Source organism: Clostridium sp. Ade.TY (assembly GCF_000498355.1).
Taxonomy (GTDB): domain Bacteria; phylum Bacillota; class Clostridia; order Clostridiales; family Clostridiaceae; genus Clostridium.
In genome coordinates, this window is the sequence record NZ_AVSV01000022.1 from 242,152 (window position 1) to 262,507 (window position 20,356).

At 28.5% G+C, this 20,356-nt stretch carries 19 protein-coding genes; all 19 read left to right on the top strand.

From position 1 onward, the window contains the following. Positions 1 to 52 precede the first annotated feature (52 nt). A complete protein-coding gene (gene tsf, locus O212_RS0108645) occupies positions 53 to 961 on the top strand; it encodes a translation elongation factor Ts (RefSeq protein WP_024614712.1) in 909 nt (302 codons plus the stop codon). Between the two features lie 72 nt (positions 962 to 1,033). After that, positions 1,034 to 1,744, top strand: coding sequence for a UMP kinase (pyrH, locus tag O212_RS0108650; protein WP_024614713.1), 711 nt, complete (start codon positions 1,034 to 1,036; stop codon positions 1,742 to 1,744). Positions 1,745 to 1,759: 15 nt separating this feature from the next. Beyond that, the gene (frr, locus tag O212_RS0108655) at positions 1,760 to 2,317 is read left to right on the top strand and encodes a ribosome recycling factor (protein ID WP_024614714.1); all 558 of its coding nucleotides are present in this window, start codon (positions 1,760 to 1,762) and stop codon (positions 2,315 to 2,317) included. Positions 2,318 to 2,379: 62 nt separating this feature from the next. Further along, on the top strand, positions 2,380 to 3,141 hold the full coding sequence (locus O212_RS0108660; RefSeq protein ID WP_024614715.1) for an isoprenyl transferase: 762 nt from the start codon (positions 2,380 to 2,382) through the stop codon (positions 3,139 to 3,141). A 24-nt stretch (positions 3,142 to 3,165) separates the two neighbouring features. After that, positions 3,166 to 3,960, top strand: coding sequence for a phosphatidate cytidylyltransferase (locus O212_RS0108665; protein ID WP_024614716.1), 795 nt, complete (start codon positions 3,166 to 3,168; stop codon positions 3,958 to 3,960). Between the two features lie 88 nt (positions 3,961 to 4,048). Beyond that, positions 4,049 to 5,011 carry an AI-2E family transporter gene (locus O212_RS0108670; protein WP_024614717.1) on the top strand — a complete coding sequence of 321 codons (963 nt, stop codon included), beginning with the start codon at positions 4,049 to 4,051 and terminating at the stop codon, positions 5,009 to 5,011. A 21-nt stretch (positions 5,012 to 5,032) separates the two neighbouring features. Then, positions 5,033 to 6,190, top strand: a complete 1,158-nt coding sequence (gene dxr / locus O212_RS0108675) for a 1-deoxy-D-xylulose-5-phosphate reductoisomerase (protein ID WP_024614718.1) — start codon at positions 5,033 to 5,035, stop codon at positions 6,188 to 6,190. A gap of 11 nt (positions 6,191 to 6,201) precedes the next feature. Beyond that, the gene (gene rseP / locus O212_RS0108680) at positions 6,202 to 7,215 is read left to right on the top strand and encodes an RIP metalloprotease RseP (protein WP_024614719.1); all 1,014 of its coding nucleotides are present in this window, start codon (positions 6,202 to 6,204) and stop codon (positions 7,213 to 7,215) included. A gap of 12 nt (positions 7,216 to 7,227) precedes the next feature. Next, positions 7,228 to 8,277: a flavodoxin-dependent (E)-4-hydroxy-3-methylbut-2-enyl-diphosphate synthase gene (gene ispG, locus O212_RS0108685; RefSeq protein WP_024614720.1), complete on the top strand. Its 1,050-nt coding sequence runs from the start codon at positions 7,228 to 7,230 to the stop codon at positions 8,275 to 8,277. Positions 8,278 to 8,362: 85 nt separating this feature from the next. Next, positions 8,363 to 12,700 carry a PolC-type DNA polymerase III gene (locus O212_RS0108690; protein WP_024614721.1) on the top strand — a complete coding sequence of 1,446 codons (4,338 nt, stop codon included), beginning with the start codon at positions 8,363 to 8,365 and terminating at the stop codon, positions 12,698 to 12,700. A gap of 235 nt (positions 12,701 to 12,935) precedes the next feature. After that, the gene (gene rimP, locus O212_RS0108695; protein ID WP_024614722.1) at positions 12,936 to 13,394 is read left to right on the top strand and encodes a ribosome maturation factor RimP; all 459 of its coding nucleotides are present in this window, start codon (positions 12,936 to 12,938) and stop codon (positions 13,392 to 13,394) included. Positions 13,395 to 13,409: 15 nt separating this feature from the next. Continuing rightward, a complete protein-coding gene (nusA, locus tag O212_RS0108700; RefSeq protein ID WP_024614723.1) occupies positions 13,410 to 14,519 on the top strand; it encodes a transcription termination factor NusA in 1,110 nt (369 codons plus the stop codon). Between the two features lie 14 nt (positions 14,520 to 14,533). Further along, on the top strand, positions 14,534 to 14,800 hold the full coding sequence (locus O212_RS0108705; protein ID WP_024614724.1) for a YlxR family protein: 267 nt from the start codon (positions 14,534 to 14,536) through the stop codon (positions 14,798 to 14,800). Further along, positions 14,793 to 15,110, top strand: coding sequence for a ribosomal L7Ae/L30e/S12e/Gadd45 family protein (locus O212_RS0108710; protein WP_024614725.1), 318 nt, complete (start codon positions 14,793 to 14,795; stop codon positions 15,108 to 15,110). The genes O212_RS0108705 and O212_RS0108710 overlap by 8 nt, the downstream gene beginning before the upstream one ends. 14 nt (positions 15,111 to 15,124) lie before the next feature. After that, positions 15,125 to 17,167, top strand: coding sequence for a translation initiation factor IF-2 (gene infB, locus O212_RS0108715; RefSeq protein WP_024614726.1), 2,043 nt, complete (start codon positions 15,125 to 15,127; stop codon positions 17,165 to 17,167). 17 nt (positions 17,168 to 17,184) lie between these two features. Next, a complete protein-coding gene (rbfA, locus tag O212_RS0108720; RefSeq protein WP_024614727.1) occupies positions 17,185 to 17,535 on the top strand; it encodes a 30S ribosome-binding factor RbfA in 351 nt (116 codons plus the stop codon). 1 nt (position 17,536) lies between these two features. Next, a complete protein-coding gene (locus O212_RS0108725) occupies positions 17,537 to 18,511 on the top strand; it encodes a bifunctional oligoribonuclease/PAP phosphatase NrnA (RefSeq protein ID WP_024614728.1) in 975 nt (324 codons plus the stop codon). Next, positions 18,511 to 19,386 carry a tRNA pseudouridine(55) synthase TruB gene (gene truB / locus O212_RS0108730; RefSeq protein ID WP_024614729.1) on the top strand — a complete coding sequence of 292 codons (876 nt, stop codon included), beginning with the start codon at positions 18,511 to 18,513 and terminating at the stop codon, positions 19,384 to 19,386. The genes O212_RS0108725 and truB overlap by 1 nt, the downstream gene beginning before the upstream one ends. Before the next feature lie 22 nt (positions 19,387 to 19,408). Further along, positions 19,409 to 20,323, top strand: a complete 915-nt coding sequence (locus O212_RS0108735) for a bifunctional riboflavin kinase/FAD synthetase (protein WP_024614730.1) — start codon at positions 19,409 to 19,411, stop codon at positions 20,321 to 20,323. The last annotated feature ends 33 nt before the right edge of the window (positions 20,324 to 20,356 follow it).

A 20,356-nucleotide genomic window follows, 5' to 3' on the forward strand; every position in this document is an offset into this window, starting at 1 on the left:
CCTTTTACCCTAGATGATAAGGGTTACTTTTAAAATTGAAGGAGGAATTATAATGATTACTGCTAAGACAGTTAAAGAATTAAGAGATAAAACTGGTGCAGGTATGATGGACTGCAAAAAAGCTTTAACAGAAACTAACGGAGATATAGAAAAAGCTGTTGAAGTATTAAGAGAAAAAGGATTAGCTGCTGCTGCTAAGAAAGCTGGAAGAATAGCTGCTGAAGGTATAGTTAAAACTTTTGTAACAGAAGATAAGAAAAAAGCTTCAATAGTAGAAGTAAACTGTGAAACAGATTTCGTTGCTGCTAACGAAGATTTCATAGCATTCGCTGATAATGTTGCTAAATTAGTAGTTGAAAGCAATGCTGAAACAGTAGAAGAACTATTAAATGAAAAAATGGGAGATGCTACGGTTCAAGAAACTCTTACAGCTTTAGTTGCAAAGCTTGGAGAAAACATGACTGTAAGAAGATTTGAAAGATTAGCATTAGAAAATGGTGCGATTGAAAGTTATATTCACGGTGGCGGAAGAATTGGTGTTTTAGTTGAAGTTTCAACTGAAGGAAACAAAGAAGTTGCTTCAGAAGTAGCTAAAGAAGTATGTATGCAAGTTGCTGCTGCTAATCCATTATTCTTAAACAGAGATTCAGTAGATCAAGAATCATTAGAAAAAGAAAAAGAAATTTACAGAGTTCAAGCTTTAAATGAAGGAAAACCAGAAAAAATCGTTGAAAAGATGGTTATGGGAAGAATTCAAAAGTACTTCAAAGAAGTTTGTTTAGTTGACCAAGTATGGGTTAAAGATGGAGATAAGACAATAACTAAGTTATTAGAAGAAAAGTCAAAAGAAGCAGGTGCTCCAATGACTATAACAAAGTTTGTTAGATTTGAAAGAGGCGAAGGAATCGAAAAGAAAGAAGAAAACTTTGCTGAAGAAGTTGCAAAACAAATTGGTAAATAGTAACCTATAAAAGAGAACACCTTGTGTTCTCTTTTTTTGAAAATGAACATATGAATATTTGGAGGGATTAAAATGGCAGATTGTAAATATAATAGAGTAATACTAAAATTATCTGGTGAAGCTCTTGCAGGAGAAAATGGATTCGGATTAGATTTTAATGTAGCTAAGAGAATAGCATTAGAAATAAAAGAATTAGTTGATGCAGGAGTAGAAGTTGGATGTGTAGTTGGAGGCGGAAACATCTGGAGAGGTAGAAGTGGAGAAGGCATGGATAGAACTACTGCTGATTATATGGGTATGATGGCTACTTGTATTAATGCTTTAGCGCTTCAAGATTCACTTGAACAAGTTGGTGTAGATACTAGAGTATTAACTGCAATAGAAATGAAAGAAATAGCTGAGCCTTTCATAAGAAGAAGAGCTATGAGACATTTAGAAAAAGGTAGAGTTGTTATATTTGCAGCTGGAACAGGAAATCCATATTTCTCAACTGATACTACAGCAGCACTTAGAGCAGCTGAAATAGAAGCAGACGTAATCCTTCTAGCTAAAAAGGTAGATGGAGTTTACGATAAAGACCCTCATAAGTATTCAGATGCTAAAAAATATGATAAACTATCATATATAGAAGTTTTAGAACAAGGCTTACAAGTTATGGATTCTACAGCAACTTCTTTATGTATGGATAATGAAATTCCTATATTAGTTTTCGGTTTAGATGAACCAGGAAATATTCAAAAAGCTATTACAGGTAAAGAAATTGGGACATTAGTTTCAAAATAAAAAAGGAGGGTATTTATGACTAAAGCAATTTTCAAAACACTAGAAGAAAAAATGCAAAAAACAATACATGTTTTAGAGAGTGATTTATCAACAATGAAGGCTGGTAGAGCTAATCCTACAATGCTTGATAGAATTCAAATTGAATACTATGGTAGCATGTGTCCTTTAAATCAAGTAGCTAACATATCAGCTCCAGAACCAAGAGTTCTTCAAATAACTCCTTGGGAAACAACACTTTTAAAGGATATAGAGAAAGCTATTCTTACTTCAGATTTAGGTCTTAATCCTTCAAATGATGGAGCTGTTATAAGATTAATAATACCAGAATTAACTGAAGAAACTAGAAAAAATTTAGTTAAAAATGTTAAGAAAGCTGGGGAAGATGCTAAAATAGCATTAAGATCAATTAGAAGAGATTCTAACGATAAAATAAAAGCTTTAAAAAAAGATGGAGAACTTACAGAAGACGAAGTGAAAAAGGCAGAAGACAATATTCAAAAATCTACTGATAAATTCGTTAAAGAAATAGATAAGTTAATAGAAGCAAAAGAAAAAGAGATAATGTCAATCTAATTTAAACAAAAAACCTGCTCTTTAGCAGGTTTTTTACATAAATAAAAGTGGGGAGGAAACTCATGCTTAATTTTTTTAAAGGGGAAAAAGAAACTGTAGATAATAACATAGAAATTGATATAGAAAATATTCCTAAACATATTGCTATAATAATGGATGGTAATGGTAGATGGGCAAAAAAAAGAAAATTACCAAGAACAATGGGACATAAAGCTGGTGTTGAAACTATTCGTAGAGTATTAAAAGAAGCGGATAAACTTGGTGTAAAATATATGACTTTATATGCATTTTCAACTGAGAATTGGAAGAGACCAAAAGATGAAGTAAATGCACTTATGAAATTATTAATACAATATTTAAGACAAGAAATTAATGAGCTACATAAAAATGGCGTTAAAATAAATGTTTTAGGAGATATATCTAAACTTCCTTTAGAATGTCAAAAAGAAATAAATTCATCTGTTGTAAAAACAGAAAATAATACTGGGATAACAATGAATATTGCTTTAAATTATGGAGGCAGAGATGAAATAATACGGGCAACTAAATTAATTGTAGAAGATATTTTAAGTGGAAAAATTAAAAAGGAAGATATAGATGATAATATTTTTGAAGAACATTTATATACTAAAGGAATACCGGATCCTGATATTATAATTAGACCTTCAGGAGAACAAAGATTAAGTAATTTTCTACTTTGGCAATGTGCTTATTCAGAGTTTTGGTATTCTGATATTTGTTGGCCTGACTTTAAAGAGGAAGATTTAAGAAAGGCTATTTATGATTTTCAAAACAGAGATAGAAGATTTGGCGGAATAAAATAATATAATAAACAAGGAGGTTTTTTGGTGAAATCAAATAGCAGATATCTTGGTGCTTTAATGATTGCTCCATTCATTATATTTGTGTTTTTAGGTGGAATTTGGTTAGAGTTATTTACTTTAATAATTTCCGCAATTGGTATGCATGAATTTTATGGTGCTTTAAAGAAAAAAGATTTTAATCCTATATCAATAATAGGATATTTATTACTTATATTATTTTACGTATTAAATAATAATTTTACAACATTAACATACTTGGTTGTATTTGGAACATTTATATTATTAATAATACCTGTTATTAACCTAAAATATACGTTTATAGATGTAGCACTAACATTACTAGGCTTTATGTATGTTGGAATTTTATTTAGCTTCTTACATTTAGTAAACATAAAATATGGTGGTGCATTTCTTGTATGGCTTATATTTATAGGTTCATGGATGACTGATACATCAGCCTATTATGCAGGCAGATTTTTTGGTAAACACAAGTTATGTCCTAAAGTTAGTCCTAAGAAGACAATAGAGGGATCTATTGGAGGAATAATAGGTTCAACTTTATTTTGTGGATTATTTGGAATAATTGTATCTAAGTATATGTATATAATGCCAATTTATAATTATTTTATAATAGGTATTTTATGTGGTGTATTTAGTCAATTTGGAGATTTGGTTGCATCTTCAATTAAAAGATATGTTGGAATAAAAGATTATAGTAATTTAATACCAGGGCATGGTGGTATATTAGATAGATTTGATAGTATACTTTTTTCAGGTCTAGTAGTATTTTATTATTTAACTTTCGTAGTATGTATATAAAGAGAGCTCTAATTTAATTAGAGCTCTCTTTTTAAATTCTATTAGATTATTTTTTGCATATAAATAAAAATAAAGGGGGAGGTTATGTATGGAAATAAGAAAAGAACATAAGAAAATTATTGAAGCTATACTATTATTATTTTTTGTTATTTTCTTTGTAATTTTTATAAAAATGTATTTTACTCCTTTTTTATGGATATGCATAATATTTTTACTTTCAAATCCTATATATAATATATTGCTAAATTTAAAAATTAGCAATAAATTATCTGCTCTTTTAAGTTTACTTTTTTTAAATGTATTTTTAGCATTATTTTTATATTATTTAGGAAGAAATATATTTGAATTAGCACTTGATATGTATAAGGAAAACATAAATACAATTAATTATTTAATAATAGAATTTAATGGTTTTTTGGAAAATATATTTGGAAATATAAATATAAGTAATGAAGCATTGAAATTAATTAGTCCAGATTTCATAACAAAAGGAGCAATAAATACAGGAGAAGGTATAATTAGTTACTTTATAGGAAATATTTGTACTTTTTTTGTTCTTATAGACAAAAGAAAAATTGTGAAATATGCTTTTAATATTGTTCCTATTAAGACATTAGAAAAATTTAAAAATAGTAGAAAAAATATAAAGGGAATAATAATAATTCAATCAATGCTTGTAATTATATCTAGCATTATAACTATAATTGGTTTTAAAATATTAGGGGTTAAGGAGGCATTAATTTTAGGGATAATATGTGGAATTTTAGATTTGCTTCCATATGTAGGGACAATAATTGTATTTATACCAATAATAATATACAATATTATTATAAAAAATTACTTGATATCTTTTGGATTAATATGTCTTTATATATTAATCCAAATTTTAAGGGAACTTTTAGAAATGAAATTATTAAGTAATAAGCTTAATATGCATCCTTTAATAATGTTTATTTCTGTTTATATAGGCATAAAAGTTTTTGGCGTAATAGGTATAATAATAGGTCCTATATATAGTATTATGGTAAAAGATATATTTTGTAATAATTAGATGGAATACGGAGGAAAAAATATGAAAAATATTTCAATATTAGGAGCTACTGGTTCAATAGGAACACAAACTTTAGATGTGATTAGAAAATCTGATAATATAAATCTGATTGGAATTACAGCAAATACTTCAGTAGAAAAAGTTAAAGAAATAATTGACGAGTTTAATCCTAAATATGTAGGTATGATGGATAAAGAATCAAAAAATAAAATAGAAAAATATGTTAAAGAAAAATCTTTAAATATAAATGTTTTAGAAGGTATTGAAGGATTAAATAAAATAGCTTCATTGGATGAAATAGATACAGTTGTAACATCAGTTGTTGGAATGATTGGTTTAGAACCAACAATTAAAGCAATTAGAAGTAAAAAAGATATAGCACTTGCAAATAAAGAAACTTTAGTTGTAGCAGGTGAATTAGTTATGAGAGAAGCTAAAGAATATGGAGTTAATATTTTACCTGTTGATTCAGAACATAGTGCGATATTCCAAAGTCTTAGAGGGAATTCTATTAAAGAACTAAAAAAAATAATTCTTACAGCATCAGGAGGTCCGTTTAGAGGCAAGAAAATTAATGATTTAAAAAATATATCATTAGAAGATGCTTTGAATCATCCTAATTGGAGTATGGGAAGAAAAATAACTATAGATTCATCAACTTTAATGAACAAAGGACTTGAAGTAATTGAAGCACATTGGTTATTTAATTGTGATTATGATAATATACAAGTTTTAGTTCATCCACAAAGTATAATACATTCAATGGTTGAATATAAAGATAATAGTATAATAGCACAATTAGGTTCAGCTGACATGAGACTTCCAATTCAATATGCACTTAATTATCCAAATAGAGAAAAATCTATTGCAAATGGTATAGATTTTTATGAAATATCAAGTCTTACATTTGAAAAACCAGATATCGATACTTTTAAGTGTTTAAGATTAGCTTTTGAGGCTGGAAAACAAGGAGGATTAATGCCAACTATATTAAATGGAGCTAATGAAGAGGCTGTAGATTTATATTTAAATAATAAGATAAATTATCTTCAAATAGGAGACATAATAGAACATTGTATGAAACATTTTAAAGATGAAGGAAGACATGAGGTAACTTTAGATAATGTTATTTCTTTAGATAAAAAAGTAAAGGAATATGTAAGAAAAAAATATAGCTAGGAGGAAATTGAATGTATATACTATATGCTGTAATAGCATTTGGACTACTTATAATAGTTCATGAGTTTGGTCATTTTATCCTTGCCAAAATAAATGGGGTTAAGGTTGAAGAATTTTCAATAGGTATGGGACCTAAAATATTTTCTATAAATGGAAAAGAAACTAAGTATTCTTTAGGATTATTACCTATAGGTGGTTATGTGAAAATGTTAGGAGAAGATGAGGAAAGTACGGATGAAAGAAGTTTTTCTTTAAAATCACCTTTAAGAAGAATTACTATTATTTTAGCAGGTGCTATAATGAATTTAATACTTGCTATAGGGATTTTTACTGCCATTATTAGTAATTTTGGATATGTTTCTCCTAAAGTAAGTAGTATTGTGGAAAATAGTCCAGCTGCGAAAGTAGGTATAAAACCTGGAGATGAATTTATAAAAGTTGATGGGGATAAAGTTCATTCAGCAGATGATATAACTTTTTCTATTGCAATGTCTAAAGGCAAACCTATAGATTTAGAGGTTAAAAGAAATGGGGAACTTTTAAATTTTAATGTTAAACCAGAATATAATAAAGAAGAAAAAAGAGATATGATTGGATTTTACTTTGAAAAAGTAGAAAATCCTACTATAATAGAAAGCATAAAGGAAGGTTTATATAAAACAATTTCTGTTGTAGATCAAACTTTCACAGGACTTAAAATGATATTTACTGGTGAAGCAAATCTTAAGACAGATGTTGGAGGACCTGTTACTATTATAAAATTATCAGGTGCAGCAGCGAAGGCTGGTATATGGAACTTATTAAATTTTACTGCGTTTATAAGTGTAAATTTAGCAGTATTTAATTTATTACCATTTCCTGCATTAGATGGTGGATGGACAGTACTTCTTTTAATTGAACTAATAACAAAGAGAAAGGTTCCAGATAAAGTTGTTGGAGCATTAAATTTTGCAGGCTTTGCATTGCTTATGGGATTAATGCTATTAGTAACTGTAAAAGATATACTGTTCCCAATAAACTTATAGGAGAATAAAAAAATGGAAAGAAAAATAACTAGAGTAGTAAATATAAAAGATTTAAAAATTGGTGGGAATAATCCTATTATTATACAATCAATGACTAATACTGATACAAGAGATGTAAAAAGTACATTAGAACAAATAAAAAAATTAGTAGACTGTGGATGTCAAATGGTTAGATGTGCTGTTCCAGATATGGAAGCCTGTGAAGCACTTAAAGAAATTACAGAAAAGTCACCAGTTCCAATAGTTGCTGATATTCATTTTGATTATAGATTAGCTATTAAAGCAATTGAAAATGGAGTTTCTAAGCTTAGAATAAATCCTGGAAATATAGGAGATTATGAAAGAATAAAAGCAGTGGTTTCAAAAGCAAAAGAAAATAGTATACCTATAAGAATAGGAGTAAATTCAGGTTCCTTAGAAAAAGATATATTGGAAAGAGATGGGAAACCAACCGCTAAAGGACTAGTTGAAAGTGCATTAAGACATGTTAAAATATTAGAAGATTTAAATTTTTATGATATAGTAGTATCAATAAAATCATCAAATGTTCCAATGATGATAGAAAGCTATAGATTAATGAGTAAAAAATGTAATTATCCATTGCATTTAGGGGTTACAGAATCAGGAACTACATTTAAAGGAACTATAAAATCAAGTATAGGAATAGGAACTTTACTTGCAGAAGGAATAGGAAGTACTATTAGAGTTTCTTTAACTTCAGACCCTATTGAAGAAATAAAAGTAGCAAAAGAAATATTAAGAGATTTAGAATATACTAAAGAAGGAATAGAACTTATTTCATGCCCTACTTGTGGAAGAACAGAAATAAATCTTATAAAAATAGCTGAGGAAGTTGAAAAAAGATTAGAAGGAATAAATAAAAACATTAAAATTGCAGTAATGGGTTGTGTTGTCAATGGTCCTGGTGAAGCTAGAGAGGCTGATATTGGAATAGCTGGAGGAAAGGGCGTTGGAATAATATTTAAAAAGGGTGAAATAGTAAAGAAAGTAAAAGAAGAGGAATTAGTTGATGAACTTATAAAGGAAATAAAGTCTTTATAATGTTTACAAATTAAATTGTCCCCCAAAATTATAAATATTTTGGGGGTAATATTTTGAAAAAAGCAAGTTAAAAGGAGGTAATCCTTTGAGTGAAGAGTTCATAAAAAGTATTAATAAAGAAATTAAGAAAAATGAAAGTTTAGAAGAAAAAGAAATAAGATTAAATAGATTTCAGTTTTACAGAAAAAGTAATATATTAAAAGTTGTTATAAAATCAAAGGATGATTTATCAAATCAAGAAGAAGAATGGATTAAAGGATTAATAGTAAAAAAATTAGGGATAAATATAAATATAGAACTTTTAGTATATAAAGATGTACAGGATGCTACAAATGATGAAATAATTACAAAATATTGGTCAGATGTAGTTTTAGATATAGTAAAGAAAAATCCTTTATCTAAAAATGTTCTTTATTCAAAAAACAAAGAAATTTTAAATGGGAACATTATAGTAATAAAATATGGTAGTGAAGCTATTGTAAATCATTTAAAGAAGAAGGACATAGAAAAAAAAGTAGCATATCAAATACGTGATATATTTGGTAAAAAAATAAAATTAGAATTAAAATATGATAGTTCTTTAGAAGATGAAAATTATGAAGAAAATAAAGCTAAGGAAAATAAAAAAATAGTTGATGATGTTCTTCAAGGAAGAATAATACAAAAAGGTGAATCGCCTAAAGAAAAGAAAAAAGAAAATAAAGAACATCAAAAGAAACAACAAAATGAAGGATATCAAAAGTTTAAGAAAGAACCTAAAGGGGAAAATACAATACTTGGAAGAAATATAAGTCAAGAAGCTATAAATATAAGCGAAATTGACGAAACATCTGGATATGTGGCTGTTATTGGTGAAGTTTTTAAAACAGAAATAATTGAAACAAGAACTGGTAAGATGATTTTAACATTCTTCATAACTGATTATACAAGTTCAATTACTGTTAAATGCTTCTTAAGAGATAAAGACAAAGAAGAAGTTTTAGATAATGTTAAAAAAGGTCTTTATTGTAAAGTAAGAGGAGAGGCTATATATGATACATATGCAAGAGAAGTTGTAATAATGGGTAGAGATATAGTTAAAATGAAAAAAATAGAAAGAGTAGATGGAGCAGAAAATAAAAGGGTTGAACTTCATTTACATACTAATATGAGTACAATGGATGGAATGTCATCAGCAAGTAAAATGATAGAGAGAGCAGCAAAATGGGGACACGAAGCAATTGCTATAACAGATCATGGAGTAGTTCAAGCATTTCCAGATGCTCAAAGTGCTTCTAAAAAATATGGAATTAAAGTTATATATGGAGTTGAAGGATATTTAGTTAACGATGGTGTTCCATTAGCTCTAGGAGAAAAAGGAGAGTCTTTAGAGGATTCATATGTAGTATTCGATTTAGAAACAACAGGATTTTCACCTAAAAATGATAAAATAATAGAAATTGGGGCTGTAAAAATAAAAGAAGGTAAAATAATTGATAGATTTAGTGAGTTTGTAAATCCTAAAAGGACTATACCGTATAAAATAACTGAACTTACAGGTATATCTGATAGTATGGTAGTTGATGCTGAAACTATTGAAACCTTACTTCCTAAATTTTTAAAATTTTGTGAAGGAAGTGTATTAGTAGCTCATAATGCTTCTTTTGATACAGGATTTATTAAATATAATTGTAGAGAAATGAAACTTGATTTTTCTTTTACTATATTAGATACAGTTCCACTTGCTAGATTTTTATATCCAGAACTTAAAAAAGTTAAACTTAATATAGTAGCTAAACATTTAGGAATATCATTAGAAAATCATCATAGAGCTGTAGATGATGCGGAGGCAACAGCAGAAATATTACTAAAATGTTTTGAAAGATTAAAAGAAGAAAAAGAAATATTTGATTTAAAAAGTTTAAATAATCAGTTTTTATTAAATGTAGATATAAAAAAGCAACCAACTAATCACATTATAATATTAGCTAAAACACAAGAAGGGCTTAAAAATTTATATAAATTAGTATCTGAAGCACATTTAGATAATTTCTTTAAAAGTGCTAGAACTAAAAAGTCTAGGCTTCAAGAAATGAGAGAAGGTCTTATAATTGGGTCTGCTTGTGAAGCAGGAGAAGTTTACAGAGCAATTTTAGATGGGCGAAGTGATGAAGAGGTTATTGATATATGTAGATTTTATGATTATTTAGAAATACAGCCAATTGCAAATAATAATTTTTTAATTGAAAAAGGGAATGTAAATGGTGAAGAAGAATTAAGAGATATAAATAAAAAGATATATGAAATAGGGAAGAAATTAAATAAACCTGTTGTTGCAACTGGGGATGTGCATTTTTTAGAGCCACAAGATGAAGCGTTTAGAAGAATAATAATGGCTGGTAAGGGTTTTAAAGATGCTGATAATCAACCGCCTCTTTATTTAAAAACAACAGATGAGATGCTTAAGGAGTTTTCTTATTTAGGGGAAGATGAAGCAAAAGAAGTTGTTATTTTTAATCCTAATAAAATAGCATCTGAAGTTGAAAATATAAAACCTATACCAGAAGAAACTTTTCCGCCTAAAATAGAAGGTGCAGAAGATGAAATAAGAAATATGGTCAACAAGAAAGTTCATAGTATATATGGAGAAAACTTGCCTGAGGTTATACAAAAAAGATTAGATAAAGAGCTTAATTCAATAATAAATAACGGATATGCAGTATTATATCTTATAGCACAAAAACTTGTTGCTAAATCTCTTGAAGATGGATATCTTGTTGGATCAAGAGGATCGGTTGGGTCTTCATTTGTTGCAACAATGTCTGATATTACAGAGGTTAATGGGTTACCACCTCATTATGTTTGTCCAAAGTGTAAAAAGTCTGAGTTCTTTTTAGATGGGTCTATAAGTTCTGGTGCTGATTTACCTGAAAAAAATTGCCCGAATTGTGGAATTCCCTATAAAAGAGATGGACACGATATTCCCTTTGAAACTTTTTTAGGATTTGAAGGAGATAAAGAACCAGATATAGACCTTAATTTCTCAGGAGAATATCAAGGGGTAGTTCATAAATATTGTGAAGTTCTATTTGGAAAAGGATATGTTTTTAAAGCAGGAACAATTGGTACAGTGGCTGAAAAAACTGCTTATGGGTATGTAAGAAAATATTTAGATGAAAGAGGAATAAGAGCAACTAGTGCTGAAATTGAAAGATTAACTATAGGATGCACAGGGATAAAGAGGACAACAGGACAACATCCAGGTGGAATTATGGTTGTGCCTAGTGATAATGAGATATATAATTTTTGTCCAATTCAACATCCGGCAGATGATAATGATACGGATATAATAACAACTCATTTTGATTATCATTCAATAAGTGGTAGACTTTTAAAACTTGATATACTAGGTCATGATGATCCTACTGTACTTAGAATGTTACAAGATTTAACGGGACTAGATCCTAAAACTATTCCATTGAATGATGAAAAAGTTCTTAGCTTATTTATAAAACCAGATGCACTTGGAGTTACTAAGGAAGAATTAAAATGTGAAGTTGGTAGTTATGGACTTCCTGAGTTTGGAACTAAATTTGTAAGACAAATGCTTGTTGATACGCAACCAAAATCATTTGCAGATTTGGTCAGAATATCAGGGCTTTCACATGGTACTGATGTTTGGCTTAATAATGCTCAATACTTTATTAAAGAAGGTTATACAACTCTAAAAGATTGTATAGCGACAAGAGATGATATTATGGTTTACTTAATGTATCAAGGAGTTCCACCTAAAGCTTCATTTACAATAATGGAAAAGGTTAGAAAAGGTAAGGGGCTTACTGAGGAAGATGAAAAATTAATGAGAGAAAATAATGTTCCAGATTGGTATATTGAGTCTTGTAAAAGAATAAAATATATGTTTCCTAAGGGGCATGCTGTTGCATATGTTATGATGGCTGTAAGAATAGCTTATTATAAAGTTTATTATCCGGAAGCTTATTATGCTACATACTTTACTGTAAGAGCGGATGATTTTGATGCCGATTTAATATGTAAGGGTGAAGGCGCAATTGATGATAAATTACAAGAATTATATAGTTTAGGAAATGCGGTTACTGCAAAAGATAAAGGTATGATAACATCTTTAGAAATGGCATTTGAAATGTATAAGAGAGGATTTAAATTTTTAAAGGTAGATTTATATAAATCAGAAGCAACTAAATTTATAATAGAAGAGGATGGATTAAGACCTCCAATAAATGCTCTTCAAGGTGTTGGAGATAATGCGGCAAAGGCTATAGTTGAAGCTAGAAAAGATGGAGAGTTTATATCAAAGGAAGATTTAAGACTTAGATCTAAAATAACAAAAACTGCTGTAGAAACATTAGATAATCATGGTTGTTTAGAAGGGATGTCAGAAACCAATCAATTATCTTTATTTTAAAAAATTCATTAAATTGACAATTTATTTAAAGATACTTGAAAAAATATAGCTTATATGATAGACTTTATATGAAGAAGATTATTACTAATAGCTAGATTAAAGGAGTGGGAAGTAATTACCCGCTCTTTCTGTTTAGAACGCAACTTAATACTAGGTTGCGTTTTTAATTAGAAATAGAATCTAAGTTATTGGGAATAATAAAAGTAAAAATTGAATATTGAAAAGGAGGTCACATATGAAAAAAGATGCTTTAATTGAGAGAATAGAAGAATTAGTTCTTCCAATAACTGATGATTTAGGGTATGAGTTATATCATGTAGAATTCGTAAAAGAAAATGGAGAAAATTATTTAAGAATATATATAGATAATGAAGATGGCATTACACTTACTGATTGCGAAAATGTTTCAAGAAGAGTTAGTGAAATGTTAGATATAGAAGATCCAATAAGTACTTCATACTACTTCGAAGTTTCTTCACCAGGTATAAATAGAAATTTATATAAGGAAGAACACTTTAATAGATTTATAGGCAAAGAAATTTTTGTGAGATTTACAAAAATATTAAATGGACGTAAAAATATAAAGGGTATATTAAAGTCATGCAATGATGGTTTTATAGAAGTAGATGGAGAAGATTTAGTAAAGGTTGAACTTGAAAAAGTTAAATCAGCAAATTTAGAAGGAGATTTATAAAAGGAGGATAAACAGATGAACGAAGAGTTTATAGGTGCTCTTAAAGAGATAGTAAAAGAAAAAGGAATAAGTGAAGATTTAATATTTACAACAATTGAGGATGCGATGGTTGCAGCATATAAGAAAAACTATGCAAATCAATATACATCAGCTCAAAATGTTAAAGTTTCAATAAACAGAAATAACGGAGAAATTGGAGTTTATGCTCAAAAAGTAGTAGTTGATGAAGTTTATGATGAAGTAACTGAAATTAGCTTAGAAGAAGCAAAAGAAATAAATCCTAAGTATGAAGTTGATGATGTTGTTGACATTGAAGTTACTCCAAGAAACTTTGGTAGAGTTGCTGCTCAATTAGCTAAACAAGTTGTTACACAAAGAATAAAAGAAGCTGAAAGAAATATAGTATACAGTGAATATAAAGATCAAGAATTTGACATAATAACAGGTACTGTTTTAAGAAAAGATAAAGGATTAGTATTTGTAAGTATTGGAAAACTTGAAGGTGTTATTGGACCTAATGAGCAAATGAAAGGTGAAGAATATAACTTTAACGAAAAGTTAAAACTATATATAGTTGAAGTTAAGAATACTTCAAAGGGAGCTCAAATAAACGTTTCAAGAACACATCCAGGATTAGTTAAAAGATTATTTGAACTTGAAGTTCCAGAAATATACGAAGGTATAGTTGAAATAAAGAGTATATCAAGAGAAGCTGGATCAAGAAGTAAGATTGCTGTATATTCAAATGATGAATCAGTAGATGCTATGGGCGCATGTGTTGGACCTAAAGGAGTTAGAGTTCAAAATATAGTAAATGAACTTAAAAATGAAAAAATAGATATAATAAAATGGAGTAAAGATCCATCTGAATTTATAGCTAATTCTTTAAGCCCAGCAAAAGTTATAAGTGTTACTGTTAATGAAGATGAAAAGTCAGCAAAAGTTGTTGTAGATGACAATCAACTTTCTTTAGCAATTGGTAAAGAAGGTCAAAACGTTAGATTAGCAGCTAAATTAACTAATTGGAAAATAGACATAAAAAGCAAAACACAAGCTTTAAAAGAAGAAGAGGAAATTATAAAAGAAGAAGTTATTAATATGGATTCAGAAGAAATATCAGAATAGGAGAGATGTTTTTTATGAAGACTAAAAAGATACCTTTAAGAATGTGCACTGGGTGTATGGAAATGAAGCCTAAGAATGAACTTATAAGAGTTGTAAAATCAAAAGATGGTGAGGTTTCTGTAGACTTAACAGGAAAAAAATCAGGTAGAGGGGCTTACATTTGTAAGTCTACTGAATGTTTAAAAAATGCAGTTAAAACAAGAAGACTTAGCAGAAATTTAGATATTCAAATAAATGAAGAAATTTATGATAGGCTAAGGGAAGAGATGAAAGATGAGTAAGTTTTTAAGTTTTCTAGGATTAGCTAAAAGATCTGGTAGCCTGATAGAGGGATATAGTAGATGCAATGAAATTAGAAATAAAACAAAAATATATCTTTTTGTAATTTCAAAAGATGCATCTGAATCAACAAAGAAAAAATTTAAAAAACATTGTAATGAAAATGAAATAACATATATTGAAGACTTCTCTAAAGAAGATTTAGGGATTGGAATAGGGAAAGAAGAAATTAAAATTTTAGCTGTTAAAGATGAAAATATGGCTAAAAAATTATTATCTCTTTACGAGGAGGAAAATGTATGTAGAAATTAATCGGGGGTGACTGTATGTCAAAAATTAGAGTATATGAATTAGCAAAGGAACTTAATATAAGTTCAAAGGATTTAATCGAATTATTAATGGATGAGTTTAATATAGAAGTTAAAAATCATATGAGTGTTATTGAAGATGAAGATGCAGAACTTATAAAAGAGCTTCTAGGAAACTCAACAGAAGGAACAGCAGAAATAGTAGAAGAATATGAAAAGATTGCTGACGAAGAAGTTAATAAAGGTCCTAAGAAGAAGAAAAAAGGTAAGAGAAATTCAGAGTCAGATGAAGATGACGAAGCTGCAGAAGGTAAAATTATTGAGGTTGGAGAAACTATACTTGTAAAAGAATTAGCAGAAAAACTAAATAAACCATCAGCAGATGTTATAAAAACACTTATCTTTACTGGAGTTATGGCTGGAATAAACCAAGAAATAGATTTTGCTACAGCAGAAAAAGTATGTGAAAAATATGAAGTTTTAATAGAAAAAAAGGAAGAGTCAGCAGAACTTGATGTATTAGAAATGGAAGATGAAAAAGAAGAGAATCTTCAAAAAAGACCTCCTATAATAACTGTAATGGGACACGTTGACCATGGTAAGACATCACTTTTAGATGCTATAAGAAAAGCTAAAGTTACTGCAACTGAAGCAGGTGGTATAACTCAACATATAGGTGCATATACAGTAACTGTAAACGGTGAAGAAATAACTTTCTTAGATACTCCAGGTCATGAAGCATTTACAGCTATGAGAGCTAGAGGAGCTCAAATAACAGATGTAGTTATATTAGTTGTTGCGGCAGATGATGGAATAATGCCACAAACAAAAGAGGCTATAAGTCACTGTAAAGCAGCAGGGGTTCCTATGGTAGTTGCTATAAATAAAATAGATAGACCAGGTGCTAATATAGATAGAGTTAAACAAGAGTTAACTGAGTATGGATTAGTTGCAGAAGATTGGGGTGGAGATACAATATGTGTTCCAGTTTCAGCTAAAGAAGGTCAAGGAATAGGAACATTACTTGAAATGGTTCTTTTAACTGCTGAAATGTTAGAGTTAAAAGCTAATCCAAACAGAAAAGCTAAAGGAACTGTAATTGAAGCTAAGCTTGATAAAGGTAGAGGTGCTGTTGCAAGTTTACTTGTTCAAAATGGTACTTTACATGTTGGAGATTCTATATTAGTAGGATCAACTTATGGAAGAATAAGAGCTATGTTTGATGATACAGGAAAGAATATAAAATCAGCTGGACCATCAATTCCAGTAGAAATTTTAGGACTTTCTGAAGTACCAGCAGCAGGAGATAGATTTAACCAAGTTAAAGATGAAAAGACTGCTAGAAATATGGCTGAAAAGAGAAAAGAAAAACTTAAAGCTGAAAGTCAAAATAGACATAGAGTTTCTCTTGAAGACTTATATAGTCAAATAAAAGAAGGTACTGTAAAAGAATTAAGTATTATAGTAAAAGCTGACGTTCAAGGTTCAGTTGAAGCTATAAGACAATCTTTAGAAAAATTATCAACAGAAGATGTAAAGGTAAGAGTTATTCACGGTGGAGTTGGTGCTATAACTGAAACTGATATAACATTAGCAACTGCATCAAATGCAATAGTAATAGGATTTAATGTAAGACCAGATACAAATGCTGTTGTAGCTGCTGAAAGAGATGGAGTAGATGTTAAAACTTATAGAATTATATACGATGCAATAGATGATGTTAAGTCAGCTATGATTGGAATGCTTGAACCAGAATATAAAGAAGTTATATTAGGTAAAGCTGAAATAAGAGAAACTTATAAAATTTCAAATGTTGGTACAATAGCAGGATGTTATGTCCTTGATGGAAAAATAACAAGAAACTCAGATATAAGAGTTATAAGAGATGGAATAGTTATATTTGAATCAACTTTAGCATCTTTAAAGAGATTTAAAGACGACGTTAAAGAAGTTAAAAGTGGATATGAATGTGGATTAAGTGTTGAGAAATTTAATGATATTAAAGAGGGCGACATTATTGAAGCATACACTATGGAAGCCATAGAAAGAAAAGAACTGTAATTAAGAGGTGAATTAACATGGCTAATTATAGAGGTGGAAGAATAAACGAAGAAGTTAAAAAAGTTGTAAGTAGTTTAATTCAAAATGAAATAAAAGATCCTAGATTAACAGCTATGATTTCAGTAACTGGTGTTGAAGTAACTAGAGATTTAAGTTATGCAAAAGTATTTGTAAGCATATTTGCAAATAGTGAAGAAGAGAAAGAAAATAATTTAAAGGCATTAAAAAGTGCGAGCGGCTTTATAAGAAGAGAAGTTGGACGTAAAGTTAAATTGAGAGTTACACCACAAATAATTTTTGAATTAGATGAATCAATAGATTATGGAATGAAAATTGATGGATTAATAAGAAAAGCTAAGGAGCAATAAAATGGCACTTAAGGATATTAAGAAAATTATCATTGAGGCTAATAAAATTGGAATAACATATCATACATCACCAGATGGGGATGCTATAGGTAGTGCCTTAGGTCTTCTTAATGGATTAAGAGAACTTGGTAAGGAAGTGTATATAATATCAAAGGATACACTTCCTGAAGATTTCTCTTATCTTCATTATTCAGAAGAAATTAATGGCATGGTTACAGAACCGACAGAAGGAACAGATTTAGTAATTGTATTAGATTGTGGAAATGTAGAAAGAATATCTGCTAATTTATCACAATTTAAAGGCATGATAATTAATATAGATCACCATATGTCAAATGATAATTATGGATTTATAAACTATGTTGATACTGATGCTTCTGCTACTGCTGAAATAGTATTTTTGTTGTTACAAGAAATGGGATATGATTTTTCAGTTAAAGAAGACATATTAAAGAAAATTGGAACTTGTATATACACTTCTTTAGTTACTGATACTGGTTCTTTTAGACATTCAAATGTAACTAAGAGAACTCATGAAATAGCTGGAAATCTAATTCAAGTTGGAGTTAACAATTCAAATATATACAATAATTTATTTGATAATAGAAGTATAAATAAACTTAACCTAATGGGATATGTGTTTCAAAGAGCTAAACTTTACTTTGATGGTAAAGTTATTTGTGCATCAATAGATGATAATATAATAAAAAAATTTGACGCAGAAAAAGAAGATACTTCTGATATAATAGGAACTCTTTTAAGTATAAAATCAGTTGAGGTTGCAATTCTTTTAAAAGAAGTTGAAGAAGGAGTAAAAGCTAGTCTTAGATCAAAAAATAAATTTGATGTTAGAAAAATAGCAGAGCAATTTGGTGGCGGTGGACATATTAAAGCTTCCGGATTAATGCAAAGAGGCATTTTACTTAATGTAGCTAAAGATAATATTTTAAAAGCTATTGAAAGAGAGTTAATATAATGCAAGGAGTAATTAATGTATTTAAAAATCCTGGAATGACATCTTTCGATGTAGTAAGGATTATAAAGAGGGTTGCAAAAGAGAAAAAAGTAGGACATACAGGAACTTTAGATCCAGAGGCATGTGGAGTTTTACCTATTTGTCTTGGTAAAGCAACTAAAATAATAGATTATATAATGATAGCACCTAAAAAATATGAGGTTGAGTTTTCTTTAGGATTTAAAACTACAACATATGATTTAGAAGGTGAAGTTTTAGATAGGAAAGATATTTCTCATCTTGATGAAAAAACTATTTATAATGTTATAAAATCTTTTGAGGGGAATATTAATCAAGTTCCTCCAATGTATTCGGCTATTAAAAAAAATGGCGTAAGATTATATGATTTGGCAAGACAAGGTATAGAAATTGAAAGAGATGGTAGAGAAATTACTATATACAGTATAGATGATATAAAAATAAATTTACCTAAAATCACAATGTCTGTTAAATGCTCTAAAGGAACATATATAAGAAGCTTATGTTATGATATAGGCGAAGAGTTACAAGTTTATGGAACTATGACAAAATTAAAAAGAACTGAAACATCAGTTTTTAAAGAAGAAACTAGTATAAATATAGATTTATTAAATGAAGAAAATATTAGTGAATATTTAATACCTATAGAAAAAGCATTAGAGGCATACCCTCAAATAACTATAAATAATAAATTTAAGAAGCTTCTTATAAATGGAGCAAATGTATATGATAAGAGGCTATTAAAAAGTGATGTTGAAATAAATACTTTATATAGAGTTTTTGATGAAGATAATATATTTTTAGGACTTGGAAAAAAGTATAAAGATGGATTTAAGTTAGAAAAATTATTAATATAACTTAATAGGAGAATGCTAAAAGATGAAAGTAATTAATAAAAAAGATACTGGATATTATATTGCATTGGGAAGTTTTGATGGATTACATAAAGGACATTTATCACTTATAGAAAAGTGTATAGAGCTTTCTAAAATAAACAATTGCAATAGTATGGTATTTTCATTTAGTAATCATCCAAGAACTGTTATTAATCCAGATAAAAAATTACAATATTTAATGAACAATAATGAAAAAATTCATATTCTAAAAAATGAAGGTATAGATAAGGTTGTTCTTAAAGAATTTAATAAAGAATTTATGGAATTATCAGCAGAAGGATTTATAGAAAAACTTTGTAATGAATATAATGTTAAAGGTATAGTAGTAGGGTTTAATTATAAGTTTGGATATAAAAATTCAGGCGATACAAAACTTTTAGAGAAATTATCAAAGGTATATAATTATGATTTGAAAATTATGGAGCCACTATTATTTGATGGATATGCAGTAAGTAGCACAAGAATAAGAAAAGCAATAAAAGATGGTGAAATCGAAATTGCAAATAAAATGCTAACAAGACCTTATAATATTAAAGGTACTGTTGTGCATGGAAGACAAATAGGACGTACTATAGGATTTCCTACAGCAAATTTAAAAATTGATTCTGATAAAATTATTCCATGTATTGGTGTATATTATACTAACCTAAAGTGGAATAATAAAATATATAAAGGTATAACATCAGTTGGAAATAATCCAACAGTTGATGGAAAAAACCTTACAATAGAAACTTTTATATTAAATTTTGATAAAGAAATTTATGGTGATCAAATAACATTGTATTTTATCGAAAGAATAAGAGGCGAAATAAAATTTAATTCTATATTTGAATTAAAAAATCAATTACAAAAAGATAAAGAATTTGCAGAATTAAGAGAAATAAATCATATTATATAAATTTTGTTTACAACAATAAATTGTTCTGTTATA